The organism is Paraburkholderia sp. BL21I4N1 (genome assembly GCF_002973525.1).
Classification (GTDB): Bacteria; Pseudomonadota; Gammaproteobacteria; order Burkholderiales; family Burkholderiaceae; genus Paraburkholderia.
Genome location: NZ_PVEN01000001.1, coordinates 736,403 through 751,696 on the forward strand (window position 1 = coordinate 736,403; position 15,294 = coordinate 751,696).

Annotated in this window: 11 protein-coding genes; 5 read left to right on the top strand and 6 right to left on the bottom strand. The window is 62.5% G+C overall.

The genetic code is table 11. The features are described 5' to 3' along the window. Positions 1-60: 60 nt before the first annotated feature. Positions 61-1,704, top strand: coding sequence for a PLP-dependent aminotransferase family protein (locus B0G83_RS03150; protein ID WP_105505943.1), 1,644 nt, complete (start codon positions 61-63; stop codon positions 1,702-1,704). Positions 1,705-1,836: 132 nt separating this feature from the next. Here B0G83_RS03150 and B0G83_RS03155 read toward each other — a convergent pair whose 3' ends face one another. Beyond that, positions 1,837-2,763, bottom strand: a complete 927-nt coding sequence (locus tag B0G83_RS03155; RefSeq protein WP_105506566.1) for a LysR substrate-binding domain-containing protein — start codon at positions 2,761-2,763, stop codon at positions 1,837-1,839. A 280-nt stretch (positions 2,764-3,043) separates the two neighbouring features. Here B0G83_RS03155 and B0G83_RS03160 point away from each other — a divergent pair, with 280 nt between their 5' ends. Beyond that, the gene (locus B0G83_RS03160; RefSeq protein ID WP_258167664.1) at positions 3,044-3,526 is read left to right on the top strand and encodes a hypothetical protein; all 483 of its coding nucleotides are present in this window, start codon (positions 3,044-3,046) and stop codon (positions 3,524-3,526) included. A 55-nt stretch (positions 3,527-3,581) separates the two neighbouring features. On the opposite strand, the gene phnE is transcribed toward B0G83_RS03160, so the two are convergent. From phnE to B0G83_RS03185, 5 genes are all read right to left on the bottom strand, one after another. After that, entirely contained in the window at positions 3,582-4,424 is an 843-nt protein-coding gene (gene phnE / locus B0G83_RS03165; protein WP_105505944.1) for a phosphonate ABC transporter, permease protein PhnE, read from the bottom strand. Beyond that, positions 4,421-5,398 carry a phosphonate ABC transporter substrate-binding protein gene (phnD, locus tag B0G83_RS03170; protein ID WP_105505945.1) on the bottom strand — a complete coding sequence of 326 codons (978 nt, stop codon included), beginning with the start codon at positions 5,396-5,398 and terminating at the stop codon, positions 4,421-4,423. Before phnD ends, phnE begins: the two co-directional genes overlap by 4 nt. A gap of 41 nt (positions 5,399-5,439) precedes the next feature. Further along, positions 5,440-6,384: a phosphonate ABC transporter ATP-binding protein gene (phnC, locus tag B0G83_RS03175; protein ID WP_105505946.1), complete on the bottom strand. Its 945-nt coding sequence runs from the start codon at positions 6,382-6,384 to the stop codon at positions 5,440-5,442. 480 nt (positions 6,385-6,864) lie between these two features. Continuing rightward, positions 6,865-7,482, bottom strand: a complete 618-nt coding sequence (locus B0G83_RS03180) for a type VI secretion system amidase effector protein Tae4 (RefSeq protein ID WP_105505947.1) — start codon at positions 7,480-7,482, stop codon at positions 6,865-6,867. 3 nt (positions 7,483-7,485) lie between these two features. Then, entirely contained in the window at positions 7,486-8,082 is a 597-nt protein-coding gene (locus tag B0G83_RS03185) for a PAAR domain-containing protein (RefSeq protein ID WP_105505948.1), read from the bottom strand. 327 nt (positions 8,083-8,409) lie between these two features. Between B0G83_RS03185 and B0G83_RS03190 the strand changes: the two genes are divergently transcribed. The 3 genes from B0G83_RS03190 (at position 8,410) to B0G83_RS03200 (ending at position 15,220) form a co-directional block, all read left to right on the top strand. Beyond that, entirely contained in the window at positions 8,410-9,447 is a 1,038-nt protein-coding gene (locus B0G83_RS03190; protein ID WP_105505949.1) for a M14 family zinc carboxypeptidase, read from the top strand. After that, the gene (locus B0G83_RS03195) at positions 9,444-10,220 is read left to right on the top strand and encodes an alpha/beta fold hydrolase (protein WP_105505950.1); all 777 of its coding nucleotides are present in this window, start codon (positions 9,444-9,446) and stop codon (positions 10,218-10,220) included. The genes B0G83_RS03190 and B0G83_RS03195 overlap by 4 nt, the downstream gene beginning before the upstream one ends. 158 nt (positions 10,221-10,378) lie before the next feature. Beyond that, on the top strand, positions 10,379-15,220 hold the full coding sequence (locus B0G83_RS03200; protein WP_105505951.1) for an NAD-glutamate dehydrogenase: 4,842 nt from the start codon (positions 10,379-10,381) through the stop codon (positions 15,218-15,220). Positions 15,221-15,294 lie beyond the last annotated feature (74 nt).

Consider the following 15,294-nt stretch of genomic DNA (forward strand, 5'->3'; position numbering starts at 1 on the left):
CTATAATGAGATTTGGCTCTTAATTTCAGAGCCATTTCAATAAAAATGTAGGAGCCAATCATGCGCGCGAGCGTTTTGTCCGACTGGCTGGCGCAGCGCCTCGACCGCGGCAACGGCCAGCCGATCTATCGTCAACTGCACCGGCTGTTGCAGCAAGCGATCCTGTCGCGCGAGTTGCCGGCGGGCAGTAAGGTGCCGTCGTCGCGGCTCCTGGCGCAGGAGTTGGGCATTGGACGCAATACCGTTACGCAGGTGTACGAGCAGTTGGTGCTCGAGGGCTATGTGAGTTCGGCGACCGGGCGCGGTACCTTTGTGGCGGATAGTGCGCCGGATGAGATTGTTGGGGCGCTTGAGGGTGAGTTTGGCGTTGGTGCTGGCGTCGGCTCAGGCTCGTCTGGCATTGGCGCAGGCATTGACTCAGGCATTGACTCAGGCATTGGCGCAGGCATTGGCTCAGGCATTGGCGCCGCCACGCTCGACCGGCCGGATGCCTTGAACGCGCCCGATTCGCGCCGCGACCCGCCGCCGTTGCAGGCGGCGCGCGCGCTGTCCACGCGCGGCGCGCGGCTGATCGCGGGCGCGGGGGTGTCGAAGCGGCAGTGGGGCGCGTTCATGCCGGGCGTACCGGACGTCACCAAGTTTCCGGCGCGCGTGTGGAGTCGGCTGCACAACAAATATTGGCGCCGACTGCGCCCGGATCTCCTCACGTACGCGCCCGGCGGCGGTCTGGCTTCGCTGCGACACGCGCTGGCCGACTATCTGCGCACCTCGCGCTCGGTGCGCTGCACGCCCGAGCAGATCATCATCACGACCGGGATTCACCAGTCGGTCGATCTCGCGGTGCGGCTGCTCTCCGATCCGGGCGACCTGATCTGGACCGAAGATCCTTGCTATTGGGGTGTGCGCAGCGTGCTGCACGTGTCGGATCTGCAATCGCGGCCCATCGCGGTCGACGACGAAGGCATCAATCCTTCCGCCGACGATCTCGCGCATCCGCCTAAGCTGATGCTCGTCACGCCGTCGCATCAATACCCGCTCGGCATGGTGATGAGCCTCGCGCGCCGCCGCATGCTGCTCGAATATGCGCGGCAGAACCAGTGCTGGATCATCGAGGACGACTACGACAGCGAGTTCCGTTATGGCAGCCGGCCGCTGGCGTCGCTGCAGGGGTTGGACACCTCCGGGCAGGTGATCTACGTGGGCAGTTTCGGCAAGACGCTGTTTCCGGGGCTGCGCATCGGTTATCTGGTCGTGCCGGAAGCGTTGGCCGAGAGCTTCGCCACGGCTAGCGCCGAGTTGTATCGCGAGGGACAGTTGCTGCAACAGGCGATGCTCGCGGAGTTCATCGCTGAAGGGCATTTCACGTCGCATATCCGCAAGATGCGCACGCTTTACGGGCAGCGCCGGCAGACCTTGCTCGATGCCGCCGCGCACCGTTACGGCGATGTATTGCCCGCCGTGGGCGGCGACGCCGGCTTGCATCTGGTGATGCAGTTGCCCGAAGGCAGCGACGATCGTCGAGTGGCGACGGCGGCGCTGGAGCGTAATATCGTCGTGCGGCCGTTGTCGGGGTATTACGCCCAGCCTTCGCTGGCGCCGTCGGGTTTGCTGATCGGCTATGCGTGCGTGCCGGATGAGGAAATCGCACCGGCGTTCAATACGCTGGCGGATGCGATCGACGCGACGTTGCCGCAGTTCGCGTGAGGGCGAGGACGTTGCGCGCGCATCGAATCAGAACCGGTACGGCGTCTCGGCGTAACGGGTGCGCATGCAACTATCCGCCGCGCGGTGGGTGTCTCGCGCATTCACCACCGCCACATCGAACGACGCTTTCGGCTAGAGGGATTTTGCCGCGTCGTCCGATACGGCGGCAGGTGTCGCGAGTCCCGCGGCGAATAGCCAGTCGAGAAACAGCGTGAGTTCGCGGTCCTGCGGCGCTACCCGATACAGGCAGTGAAACGGGGGCCCTTCGAGTTTGACCTCGGGAAAGAGCATTACAAGACGCCCGAGCCGCACGTCTTCCTCGACGATCGCGCGCGGAGCGAGCGCCACGCCCAGGCCGCTCGCGGCCGCCTGCACCAACAGGAAGAACTGTTCGTAGAACGGGCCGCCGAGCGTTTCGCCGACCATCACGTTGGCGCAGCGGAACCAGTACTGCCATGCCTCGGGAATGCCGGCGAAATGCAGCAGACGCACCTGACGCAGATCGTCCGGCGTGCGCAATGCCGCGAGTTCCCTCAGATGGGGAGAGCACACCGGCACGGCCACATTCGCGATCAACATGCGCGAATCGAAACCATAACGCCGCAGATTCGGCTCGAAGCGGCGAATGATCACATCGTGCGATTCGTCGACGAGATCGATGTTCTGATCGGCGGTGGCGACGATCTCGACGTCGAGATCGGCTTGCAGCGCGTGAAACTGCGCGAGCCGTGGAATCAGCCAGCCATGTGCGAACGAAGCCGACGTATTCACGCGGATCGTGCGCCGCGTGGCGGGGCCGCCCATCTGTTCGGTGGCTTCGCTCAGGCGGCCAAGGCAACTGGCGACGTCGACCAGATAGTGTTTGGCGCGCGGCGTCATTTCCAGCTTGCGGCCGCGGCGTTCGAACAGTTTCTGGCCGAGATACTCTTCAAGCAAACGGATCTGTTGCGTGACCGCGCTGTGCGTCACGCACAGTTCGTCCGCGGCTTTGCTGAGACTGCCGAGGCGGCCGGCGGCCTCGAAGCTGCGCAAGGTATTCAGAGGCGGCAGGCGACGCATCGAGAAAAGCCTCATATCCAAGTATTGCTTGTATTTCTAACAGAAACTATCAATTGAAGATACCGGCCCGGCGCTTTTACGATAGGGCTTTCTTTAGCCGGTTATCGCAATGGCATTGTCCACGTTGCCGCATGCCAGATCCAAGCTTTTCTGTTATTCGTTAGCGAACAGGCGGCGGTTTTGGCTACGCGTTTTCGTCGGCGTGGGGGTTGTCGCGTCGTTTGGGGCGTGCAAAACGCCGGACCCGAATCAACGAGTGACCGGATCGGGCGGCACGTTCGTGAAATACAGTTCGGCCCAGGTGAGCGTCGATCTGACCGCGACCGAACGCGACGCGCTGGCAGGCATGCGCGATCACAGCTTCGCGGGCGCTTCGAGCGAACGAGCGCTCGCGGCAGTCGCCGCCGCGTTAAAAGCGAGCGGCTACGCGCCGGTGACGGTGGACGCCGATACCGCGCTAGTCGAGGGCGGCCGCAGCGAAGTGCTGGTGCCGAAGTGGCGTGAAGTGGTGCGGGGCGTGCTGAAATCGAAGATTGGCTCGCTGCCGGCCAAACCGGATCACCAGTACACCACGGCGCTCGTCAGCGTGCGGCCGCCTGTCAGCGGATCGGGCGTGATCGTGAGGGCGCGTTTCGACAATACCGTGTGGGACAGCAACGGCGACGCGCGTTCGAAAACCGTGCTCGCTCGCGAAGACTACGATGCGTTTTTTTCCAAGGTCGAAGCGGCGCTGCATGATAGCCCCGCGCCGTTTCGGCCGTGATGACGGCCGACGGAGCACGGCACGATAGAAACAGCGCCGCGCCGCGCGCGCCGTTTCAGATCACGCGCTCACGCAGCCAGGCGGAGGCCAGATCGATCGCCGACACCACCGCGATCACCATGATCATGACCGCGGAGGTTTGCGCATAGTCGAACGAGCGGATCGCTTCGTACAGCACCACGCCAATTCCGCCCGCGCCGACCATGCCGACCACCATCGCCGAGCGCACGTTCGATTCGAAGCGATACAACGCGTAGGAGATCCACAACGGCAACACTTGCGGCAGCACGGCGTAAATGATTTCGTCGAGCGGCGTGGCGCCGGTTGCGCGGATGCCTTCCGCCGGGCGCGGATCGATCGCCTCGACTGCTTCGGCGAACAGCTTGGCGAGCACGCCGGTGGTATGCACCCACAGCGCCAGCACGCCGGCGAACGGCCCGAGTCCGACCGCGACGATGAACAGCATCGCGAAGACCATCTCATTGATCGCGCGGCAGGCGTCCATCAGACGGCGCACCGGTTGCACGATCCACATCGGCGCGATGTTGTGCGCGGACATCAGGCCGCACGGTATCGCGCAGACGAGCGAGAGGGCGGTGCCCCATACCGCCACCGACAGTGTCACGATCATTTCATGCAGATACGTACGCCATTCGGTGAAGTTCGGCGGGAAAAAGTCTTTCGCGAACTGGCCCATGTTGCCGGAGTCGCTCAGCAGATCCAGCGGACGCATGTCGGCGCTATGCCATGCGCCGCCCAGCACCGCGAACAAGGCGATCCAACCGAGCAGCGAAAACCAGCTGCGCTTGCGTGCCGCCGGGGCGGGTTGAGCCGCCGCCTGCGCGGCGAGCGTTTCGCTCGCGCGTGCCGGCGACGCGATCAGATCGGCCGTATTCATGGCTTGGCTTGCTCGGTATTGAGCGCGCTCAGCTTGGCGTCGAGCGCGGCCAGTTGGGTTTTACGATCGTTGTCGGACAGATGCGAGTCGGCCTCGATCTTCTGCTTCTGCTGGAACAGCGCGACCTGGCGAATCGGCAACAGTTGTGCATCCGATGAGGCCGCGAAACCGCCGTAACCGAAAATCCTCGCCATCACGGCTTTTTCATGCGGATCGGTCTTTGCGTAGTTTATGAAAAAGTTGCGCAGTTTGTCTTTGGTGGCCTGCGGCAAATCCTTGCGCCACACCAGCGGGTCCGACGGAATCAGCGGTGAGGTCCACAGCACGCGAACCTGGGCGAACTTGTCCGGATGCTGTTGCTTCAGTGTGTCGAGCATTTCGGTGTTGTTCGTCGCGATGTCGATCTTGTTGTTCACCACGGCCAGCAGGTTCGCTTCATGGCTCGACGGCAGCACGGTTTTGAACGACGTATTGACCGGCGCGTTGTGCTTGGCGAACAGGTAATAGCCGGGAATCAGCGTGCCCGACGTGGAGTTCGGATCGCCATAGCCGAGCGTGACGTCTTTCGTGTTCTTGAAGACATCGTCGAGCGTCTTGAAGCGACTGTTCACGTTCGTGATCAGCACGGAGTTGTAGCCGGCGGCGCCGTTCGCGTACTGAACCTTCGCGAAGACTTCGCCTTGCGAGCGGTCCACCGCTTCGATCGCCGACGCATTGCCGAAATAGCCGACCTGTACCTTGTTAAAGCGCATGCCTTCGATGATGCCGGCGTAGTCGGTCGCGAAAAACGCCTTGATGTTCAGGCCGGTTTGCCTGTTCATGTCGGCGATCAGCGGTTCCCAGCGCTGTTTCAGCACCGAGGACGAATCGGTCGAGATGATGCCGAGGTTGATGTCTTCGGCGTAGGCCGTGGCGGCGCACGCGAAGGCGGCCACGCCGACGGTCAGCGTGATGAGTGAACGCAGGAATTTCATCGGTTGAGATCCGGTAGGGGGAGCGGAAAGGGTTGGCGCGCTCAGTTCGAGTGCGCCGGATTCAGGGCGAACGCGTAACGCCGGGACGGCGGGGCGCTGTCTTGTGCGGCTGCGGTGGGCACGGTGTTGTGCAGCGCGTGATTTGCGTCCGCGCCATCGTGCGATTCAATGTGCGTTTTGTCGTGCGTTTTGTCGTGCGCTTCGTCGAGCAGTTCGCGGGCGTCGTCGCCGTAGAGTTTCTTGAGCAGTGCCGGACTGAGTGCGGCCGATGGACCGTCGTAGACCACCTTGCCACGGCGCAGCGCAACCGTGCGCGGACAGTACTGCATCGCGATGTCGACCTGATGCAGCGACACCAGCACGGTGAGTTGATGCTCGACGTTCAGCGTGCGTAGCATGTCCATCACACGGCGCGACGATTCCGGATCGAGCGAGGCGATCGGTTCGTCGGCCAGCACGATGCGAGCGCGCTGCACCAGCGCTCGCGCCAGCGCGGCGCGTTGCTGCTGGCCGCCGGAGAGATTGGCGGCGCGTTCCCGCGCGTGTTCGCCGATGCCGACCTCATTCAACGCGGCCATCGACAGGGCTCGTTCCGCGCGCGGAAAAAGACCGGTTAGTCGACGCCACCAGGCGAGGCGCGCGAGTGCGCCGACCAGCACGTTGGTTTCGACGGAGAGGCGATTGACCAGATTGAATTGTTGGAACACGAAGCCGATATCGCGGCGAATGCTGCGCACCTCTCGTACGATGCGGCCGTTCTGCTGGATCGGGCGACCGAGAATCGAGATCTGCGACGGTTGCGCGTCGGAGGGGGTGAAGCCGGCGATATGGCGCAGAAGTGTCGATTTTCCTGAGCCTGACGCACCGATCAAGGCCACCATTTCGCCTGCTTCGACGCGCAGGTCGATTTCGTCCAGTGCCTTGCGGCCGTTGTTGAACGTCTTACTGAGCCGTTCGATACGGATTGCTTCCTGGATTGACTTCATAAGTACCCCTGACGCGTCGAGCATGTGTGGTGCTCATTCTAGGAAGCGTCTGTGACGGTTGAGTGAAGGTGTCGCAACGTCTAGACGACTATATGTATTTGTGAAGGTTTTGCGGCGAAGGGAAGGCAGTTCGAAGACACGCGTTGCGTATGGATTGACGAGCTTGCTACGCCAACCGATCGATCAACATCAAAGCCCAGTGCAATCCCACCAGTCCTCCTAGCAACTGCAACCAGGATTGCCATGTGCGCCGGGTTTTGCTGAAGATCGCCGCGGAAACGCCGAATATGACGGCAGGGCCCAATACGAGCAGAAAGAATAGAAAACCCTCGAAGAAACTCATTGGACATTTGTCAATTTCATAACACCCGTGGCGTACGGAGTTTCGAGATTGATCCGGGATTCTTTCGGCGATGGCTGCCCAACACCATAGACTTACAAAGCCGAGTATCGCAAAACAGGTAGCCGCAATGAGACGCCTCATTTTATTTCCCAGAACAGAATAGACTTCGAGCGTCCAAGATCAGACCAACCAAGCGTGCTGCCGGGTCGGAACGACTGACGACCGAGCATCCGACCCATCGTTGCCACAGCGTTAGCGGCGCCGCTGATAGTCAGCCTCGAACCATTCCACAGGTCAATGTGTCCGCCGCTCGCATCGGCCTGACTTTCGCTGCCGCGCGTCCAATACCGCGAAAACTGAATAATCCCCCTGCGCCCTTTAACCTTCGATTCCCAGTCTTGCCCAGTGATATTTTCTGCCCGTGGCAGCCCTGCAAATGGTTGTAGCTGCAGCCATTCCCCCAATTCCTCGGCGCGCGTGGCGGTTGCGTTGCCATCGAGGATGATGCGGCCTATCGTCGGCGTGCCTGACATCGGTTTAACCCGTTTCGCCGAGAACGACTTCATCGCAATACCGACGCGATGGAACGTGATGCTCATTCGGATTGCACACTGGTTCGTATAGGCCGGATCGGCATAAGGATTACCTGCCGGATAGTTGTTCCAGAGTTCGTCGAAAGTTATCGCCTTCAGCGGCACTTCCTTGATTGAATCAGACGTCGAATTGGTTTTAACCACGGTCATTTTATTCGGCATGGCTCAAGCTCCTTCATGCCTTGCCAACGCTTCATCTCCCCACAAGACGCTGTAATCGCTTGTCACGTCGGTTTGAATGCGCGGCAAGCGGACGCCATTTTCAAGTCGGCCCGAGAAAGTCCGCCCGTCCTCCGTCTCGATGAAGTAGGGATAGCCGTTGGTCGCGCCACGTCCGGCGCATCGAACCTGTTCGTCATAGGTGGTCGGCGCGTCTGAAGGCGTCACACGCCTTCCGGCCGATTCGCGACCGGCGACGTCCTCAATGCGCCAGCATCGCCCATACGTGGCCACGATGTGCGGAGGACGCTCACATCGGCAAACGACCACATCGCCGCCCACGGCCTGCCGTCTGCCGCCGTTTACGATGTCCAGCATGCGGCGGCCCTCAGGCACTGGCGCGCTGCCCGCGATCACGCCGACGCTTTGGCACGCGTCACACCATGCAGTGTCACCGATAAATGCCATTCGGCGGTGCCGACCGTCCTCACCCTCGATCGTGCAGACGTGGGTGGTGGCCAGCACATGACTTCCGCTGGCGCTGTCGAGTGGGTCACCTTCCACCGCTGCGTAATAGATGGTCGGTGTTGATTCATGCGTCATGCATTCGTCTCCTTCAAGGTTAGAAAATCCTCGGGAGACAGGCTGTTTGGGTTAGCCGCCGCTAGGTATCGGAATTATCCGAAACTCGCGTTGCGCCGATACCGAATCGTCGTTTTTGTTTTACGGCGTATGCATTTCAATTTTTTTGCGGTGGTCCTGAGTCGTTGTAAAGCGAATTCGAAGTCATTCATTTGCATGAAAAATGACACCCACGTGACAGCTTCTGCCCCAACGCTTACCTGTCATGCATGATCCCGCACCACCAGGCTATATTTCGTTATCCGTTGAGCCGTCCCCAATAACCTTGCAGTTCCCTTCAACGCCCTCATGCCGCAACCACTGAGCTTTCTGCCCGACAGTTTTGCGGAGTACGAAGATCTCAACACGATCCTCGACCAGGGCAGCGCGAGTTTCGAAATCCGCACCGTCTGCGACACGACGGTACGCGGCCGGCAATTCGCCGTGCGCACGGCGAGCATCGGCTCGACCGATCCGCTCGCACCGGCCATCGGGTTTTTCGGTGGCATTCACGGACTTGAGCGGATCGGCTCGCAACTTGTGCTCGACTACATGCGTGCGCTGCTCGCGCGACTCGAATGGGACGAATTGCTGGTGCGTCAATTGCAGTCCATTCGTCTGATCTTTATGCCGATCGTCAATCCCGGCGGCATGTGGGCGGCTACACGCGCTAATCCGAACGGCGTCGATCTGATGCGCAACGCGCCGCAAAACGCCGACGAACGCGTGCCGCTACTGGCCGGCGGTCAGCGCGTGGGCGCGTGGTTGCCCTGGTATCGCGGCCGCGAAGGCGAACCCATGGAGGCGGAGGCCGCCGCGCTGCTAAAGGTGGTCGAAGCCGAGCTGGCCACGCGCCCCCTGAGCATCGCGCTCGATTGCCACTCGGGCTACGGCTGGAAAGACAGCATCTGGTTTCCCTACGCGCGAACCCGCAAGCTGATGCCGCATCTGCCGGAAATGTACGTATTGAAGACGATGTTCGAGCGCGCGCATCCGCATCACGGCTACGCATTCGAACCGCAGAGCCATCAATATCTGTTGCACGGGGATCTGTGGGACTTCGCCTACGACCACGCGCCGGCCGCCAACGTCTTTCTGCCCATGACCCTCGAACTCGGCTCCTGGCTGTGGATCAAGAAGAACCCGCGGCAACTGTTCTCGCGTCAGGGCATGTTCAATCCCGTCAAGGCACATCGCACCGCACGCGTGCTGCGGCGTCATGCGAATCTGTTCGACTTCCTGGCGCGCGCGGCTTTTTCGTCGCAGCGCTGGCTGCCGCAAGGCAATCGCCGCGAGCAACTGCTGCAATGCGCGATCGACCATTGGTATACCCCGGACATCGTATGAGTACGTGGATTCTGTTGCGCGGACTCACGCGCGAAACACGTCATTGGGGACGCTTGCCCGATGCGCTGCGGGACGCCGCCGGCATCGACCATCCGTTGCTGATCGATCTGCCGGGCAACGGCGAGTTTGCCCATTTGCGCGCGCCGGCAAGCGTTGCGGATATGGTGAGTTTCGTGCGGCGCGCTGCGGAGCAAAGCGGCGTGCCGGGTCCGTATGGCGTGCTGGCCATGTCGTTAGGCGGCATGGTGGCGACGGACTGGGCGCAGCGCTATCCCGGCGAGATCGAGCGCCTGGTCCTGATCAACACGAGCATGCGCCCGTTCAGCCGCATGCAGGAGCGGCTGCGGCCCTCGGCATGGCCTGGGCTGTTGGGCGTCGCAGCGCATTGGAGCGATGCGCGCCGCGCCGAACAGGGCATTCATCGCCTCACATGCAATAACGTTGAAACATTGGGCGCCGATCTTGAGGCATGGAGCGCGATTCGCCGGAGCAAGCCGGTGAGTCGCGGCAATGCGCTGCGGCAATTGTGGGCGGCGGCGCGCTTTACCGCGCATGCTGCACAGCCGCACTGTCCGCTGCTGATTCTGTCGTCACGCAACGATAGACTCGTCGATCCGGCGTGCTCGACGAAGCTCGCGGCCGCGTGGCAGGCGCCGCATCGCGAGCATGACTGGGCGAGCCACGATCTGCCGCATGACGATCCGGCATGGACCAGCGAGCAGGTGCGGGCATGGCTCGCGCAAGACTACGCGGATTCGCAGCCGGTGTTCTGAGCGGCGGACCGGCGCTGCAGCGGATTTGCGGGCGTCAGCGGGTATAACCTAACGGTGCTCGCTCATCGTGCGAAGGGTGGCAGGTGCATAATCCCCTTTCAATCGATGCCTGCGAATCAATCGATACTCGCCATAGCCACTAGCCGGGGGAGTTGATCATGCAAGCCAGGAACGAAGAAGCCGTCACGCACCTGCTGAACGATGTCGTCGAATTTGCGCGCGGCCGTTTGCCGGAGCCGACCTTTCACGTCGTCGAGCCATTTCTGCGGCATTACTACGATTTCGTCGACGCCGACGACCTGCAAAGCCGCTCGATCGCCGATCTCTACGGCGCGGCGCTTGCGCACTGGCAAACCGCGCAGCGCTTCGTGCCCGGCGTCGAACGGTTGCGCGTCTATAACCCGATCCTCGAACAGCACGGCTGGCATTCCGATCACACGGTGATCGAAATCGTCAACGACGACATGCCGTTTCTGGTCGACTCGGTGTCGATGGCGGTCAACGGTTTGCGGCTCGCACTGCATTCGGTCGTGCATCCGGTGTTCCGGATCTGGCGCGGCCCCGACGGCGCGATCACGCGCGTCGGCCAGGGCGCCGAAGAGGCGAGCGACTCGCGCTCGCAACTCACGTCGTTCATTCACTTCGAAGTCGACCGATGCGGCGACGCCGCAAAACTCGACGCGCTGCGCGACGAAATCGCGAAGGTGTTACGCGACGTGCGTGCTGCGGTGGAAGACTGGCCGAAGATCGTCGAACTCGCGCGCGGTACGATCAAAGGTATGAAGGCAGGAGAGGCCGGGCCGGAGGGACTCGAGGCGCGCGCATTCCTCGAATGGATGGTAGCCGATCATTTCACGTTTCTCGGCCAGCGCGATTATGAATTGGTGCAGCACGATATCGGCTACGGTTTGCGTCCGGTGCCGGGCTCGGGGCTCGGCATTCTGCGTGACGAACTGCGGCCTATCGGCGCCCCCGACGTCACGCCATTGCCGCCGGCTGCCGCCGACATCATCGCCGGTTCGTCGCCGATCTTTTTGACCAAGGCGAATTCACGCGCCACGGTGCATCGTCCTGGATATCTGGACTACGTTGGAATCAAGCTGACTGGCGCGGACGGCAAGGTGACCGGCGAGCGTCGTTTCATCGGCCTCTATACGTCGACTGCTTATTTCGTCTCGGCGGCCGAAATTCCCATCGTGCGGCGCAAATGCGCGAATATCGTGCGGCGAGCCGGATTCCTGCCGAAAGGTCATCTGGCGAAATCGCTGGTTACCGTGCTCGAAACCTACCCGCGCGACGAACTGTTCCAGGCCGACGAAAACCAGCTCTACGACATCGCGCTCGGCGTGCTGCGTTTGCAGGAACATCAACGCACGCGTCTGTTTATCCGGCGCGACCGTTTCGACCGTTTCGTGTCGTGCCTCGTGTTCGTGCCGCGCGACAAGTACAACACCGATTTGCGGCAACGTATCGCGACCCTGCTAGCTGATGCATTCAACGGCGAGAACGTTGAATTCACGCCGCTGCTGTCGGAGTCGACGCTGGCGCGCATCCACTTTGTCGTGCATGCGAAACCGGGCGGCATGCCAAACGTGGACACGCGAGAGCTGGAGGCGCGGCTCGTGCACGTGGCGCGCCGTTGGCAGGACGATCTGGCCGACGCGTTGCTCGACGCATTCGGCGAAGAGCAGGGCAACCGTCTGCTGCAACACTACGCGGATTCGTTCCCGGCCGGCTATCGCGACGATTATCCGGCTCGCACGGCGGTGCGCGATATCGAGTTGATCGAACGCGTGCAGGGCAGCGAGCGGCTCGCGATGAACCTGTACCGTCCGATCGAAGCGGGCCCGCGCGCGTTCCGCTTCAAGGTTTACCGTGCCGGCTTGCCGATCGCGCTGTCGCGCAGTTTGCCGATGCTCGAACATCTGGGCGTGCGCGTCGACGAAGAGCGGCCCTATCTGATCGAAGCGCTGGACGCAACGCCCGCGTGGATTCACGACTTCGGCCTGGAACTCGCGGACGATGCCGAGTTCGACATCGAACGGGTCAAGGATCTGTTCGAGGAAGCGTTCGAGCAGGTGTGGACCGGCGCGATCGAAAGCGACGATTTCAACCGACTCGTGTTGCGCGCGCAGCTGAATGCGCGCGAGGTGACGATACTGCGCGCGTATGCCAAGTATCTGCGTCAGGTGGGCTCGACCTTCAGCGATGCGTATATCGAACGCGCGGTGACCGGGAATCCGGAGATCGCGCGGATGCTGGTCGAACTGTTTATCGCGCGTTTCGATCCGGTGCTGGGCGAGACACGCGAGGCGCGCGTGGACGGCTGGCTGCGCACGATCGACAGCGCGCTGGATCAGGTGCCGAATCTCGACGAGGACCGCATACTGCGGCAGTTTCTCGGCGTCATCAAGGCGACGCAGCGCACCAACTACTATCGCTTCAACGCGGACGGCCAGCCAAAGCCCTATCTGTCGTTCAAGTTCGATCCGTCGCAGGTGCCCGGCTTGCCCGAGCCGAAACCGATGTTCGAAATCTGGGTGTATTCGCCGCGCGTGGAAGGCGTGCATTTGCGCGGTGGCCGTGTGGCGCGCGGCGGTCTGCGCTGGTCGGACCGGCGCGAAGACTTCCGCACGGAAGTGCTCGGCCTGATGAAGGCGCAGATGGTGAAGAACGTGGTGATTGTGCCGGTCGGTTCGAAAGGCGGCTTCGTCGTGAAGAATCCGCCGCCGCAAAGCGAGCGCGATGCGTGGATGCGCGAAGGCATTGCGTGCTACCAGACCTTCCTGCGCGGCCTGCTCGACGTTACCGACAATCTCGCGGGCACGACCGTGGTGCCTCCGCCCGACGTGGTGCGGCACGATCCCGACGATCCCTATCTGGTGGTCGCCGCCGACAAAGGCACGGCGACGTTCTCCGACTACGCGAACGCGATCTCGCAGGAATACGGCTTCTGGCTCGACGACGCGTTCGCCTCGGGCGGCTCGGTCGGCTACGACCACAAGAAGATGGCGATCACCGCGCGAGGCGCGTGGGAGTCGGTCAAGCGGCACTTCCGCGAAATGAGCGTCGATACGCAGACCATGGACTTCACGGTGGTCGGCGTAGGCGACATGTCCGGCGACGTGTTCGGCAACGGCATGCTGCTGTCGCCGCATATCAGGCTGGTGGCGGCGTTCGACCACCGGCACATCTTTCTTGATCCGAATCCCGATCCGGCAAGTAGTCTCGCCGAACGCGGGCGTCTGTTCGGACTCGATCGTTCTAGCTGGGCCGATTACGATCCTGCGCTGATCTCGTCAGGCGGCGGCGTGTTTCCGCGTACCGCCAAGACGATTCCTTTATCGCCGGCGGTGCAGGCCGTGCTCGGCATCGGCGTGCCGGCGCTTGCGCCGACCGAGTTGATGCGGGCGATTTTGCAGGCGCCGGTCGATCTGCTTTACAACGGCGGCATCGGCACCTATGTGAAAGCGAGCCGCGAAACTCACCTGCAGGTCGGCGACCGCGCCAACGACGCGATCCGGGTGAACGGCGCGGATCTGCACTGCAAGGTCGTCGCCGAAGGGGGCAATCTCGGTCTCACGCAGCTTGGGCGTATCGAGTTCGCCCAGCGCGGCGGCCGCATCAATACGGATGCGATCGACAATTCCGCGGGCGTCGACTGCTCGGACCATGAGGTCAACATCAAGATTCTGCTGGGACTGGTGGTGGCGGATGGCGAGATGACGGAGAAGCAGCGCAACGCGTTGCTCGCCGAAATGACCGACGAAGTCGGTCTGCTGGTGTTGCAGGACAACTACTACCAGACCCAGGCGCTGTCGATTGCGGGCCGCTACGGCGTCGAACTGCTCGATGCCGAGGCGCGTCTGATGCGTTATCTCGAACGCGCGGGTCGCCTGAATCGCGTGATCGAGTTTTTGCCGACCGATGAAGAAGTCGCCGAACGGCTGGCGGCGAAACAAGGCCTCACCACGCCCGAACGCGCGGTGCTGCTCGCGTACAGCAAGATGTGGCTATACGACGCGCTGCTCGATTCGACCATGCCGGAAGACCCGCTCGTCAGCGACATGCTGGTCGAGTACTTCCCGAAACCGCTGCGGCAGCGCTTTAGCGAACCGATGCAGCGTCACCCGTTGCGCCGTGAAATCCTCGCGACGCATTTGACCAATGCACTAGTGAACCGGGTGGGTTGCGAGTTCGTGCATCGGTTGATGGAGGAGACCGACGCGCAGCCGGGCGAGATCGTGCGCGCCTGCATCATGGCGCGCGACGTGTTCGATCTCGACGACGTCTGGCGCAGTATCGACGCGCTTGATAATCGCGTCGCCGACGACGTGCAGGCGCGCATGTTCGTCGAGGTCGCGCGGCTTGTCGAACGTTCGGCGCTGTGGTTTTTGCGGCAGTTGCAATCGGGTGCGGTCGGCAACGGCGACGTGGCCGGCCTGCTCGCGCGTTGTCGCGACGCGGCGCAGCGTCTCGCGCCGCAGTGGCCCGCGTTGCTGCCGGACGCCGATCTCGACGCGTTGTCCGAACGTCAACGCGTACTCGTGGACGCTGGCGTGGACGGCGAACTCGCGGTGCGGATCGCGAGCGGCGAGATTTCGGCCGCGCTGCTCGATATCGCCGAAGTGGCGTCGACCTGCGGACGCAGCCTCGAACTCGTGGCGGGCGTGTACTTCGCGCTCGGCACGCTGCTGAACTACAGCTGGATCAGCGAGCGTGCGGCGGCGTTGCCCGCGCCCACGCACTGGGACATGCTGGCGCGTGCCACGGCACTGGCCGAGCTTGCCCGCCTGAAACGCGCGCTGACCATGAGCGCGCTAGGCGACGCCGACGAAGCGTCGACCCCGGATGCGCTGGTTCAGACCTGGCGCGACAAACGTGTGGCGCAGCTCGACCGGTACGGTCGGTTGCTGGCCGATTTGCGGGCCACGGGTGGCGCGAGTCTGTCGATGCTGCTGGTGATCGTGCGTGAAATGGCGGCGCTGGAGAGGGCGTAACAGTAGAACGCATACGCGGGCCAGGGCCAGCCTGATTCAGACTGGCCCCGCGTATCAATCGCGTCCCGCGCGGG

What these genes read in the sequence shown, in the direction of transcription:
- B0G83_RS03150 (WP_105505943.1), top strand. Translation starts at nt 61, where the DNA reads ATGCGCGCGAGCGTTTTGTCCGACTGGCTGGCGCAGCGCCTCGACCGC.
- B0G83_RS03155 (WP_105506566.1), bottom strand. Translation starts at nt 2,763, where the DNA reads ATGCGTCGCCTGCCGCCTCTGAATACCTTGCGCAGCTTCGAGGCCGCC.
- phnE (WP_105505944.1), bottom strand. Translation starts at nt 4,424, where the DNA reads ATGAATACGGCCGATCTGATCGCGTCGCCGGCACGCGCGAGCGAAACG.
- phnD (WP_105505945.1), bottom strand. Translation starts at nt 5,398, where the DNA reads ATGAAATTCCTGCGTTCACTCATCACGCTGACCGTCGGCGTGGCCGCC.
- phnC (WP_105505946.1), bottom strand. Translation starts at nt 6,384, where the DNA reads ATGAAGTCAATCCAGGAAGCAATCCGTATCGAACGGCTCAGTAAGACG.
- B0G83_RS03180 (WP_105505947.1), bottom strand. Translation starts at nt 7,482, where the DNA reads ATGCCGAATAAAATGACCGTGGTTAAAACCAATTCGACGTCTGATTCA.
- B0G83_RS03185 (WP_105505948.1), bottom strand. Translation starts at nt 8,082, where the DNA reads ATGACGCATGAATCAACACCGACCATCTATTACGCAGCGGTGGAAGGT.
- B0G83_RS03190 (WP_105505949.1), top strand. Translation starts at nt 8,410, where the DNA reads ATGCCGCAACCACTGAGCTTTCTGCCCGACAGTTTTGCGGAGTACGAA.
- B0G83_RS03195 (WP_105505950.1), top strand. Translation starts at nt 9,444, where the DNA reads ATGAGTACGTGGATTCTGTTGCGCGGACTCACGCGCGAAACACGTCAT.
- B0G83_RS03200 (WP_105505951.1), top strand. Translation starts at nt 10,379, where the DNA reads ATGCAAGCCAGGAACGAAGAAGCCGTCACGCACCTGCTGAACGATGTC.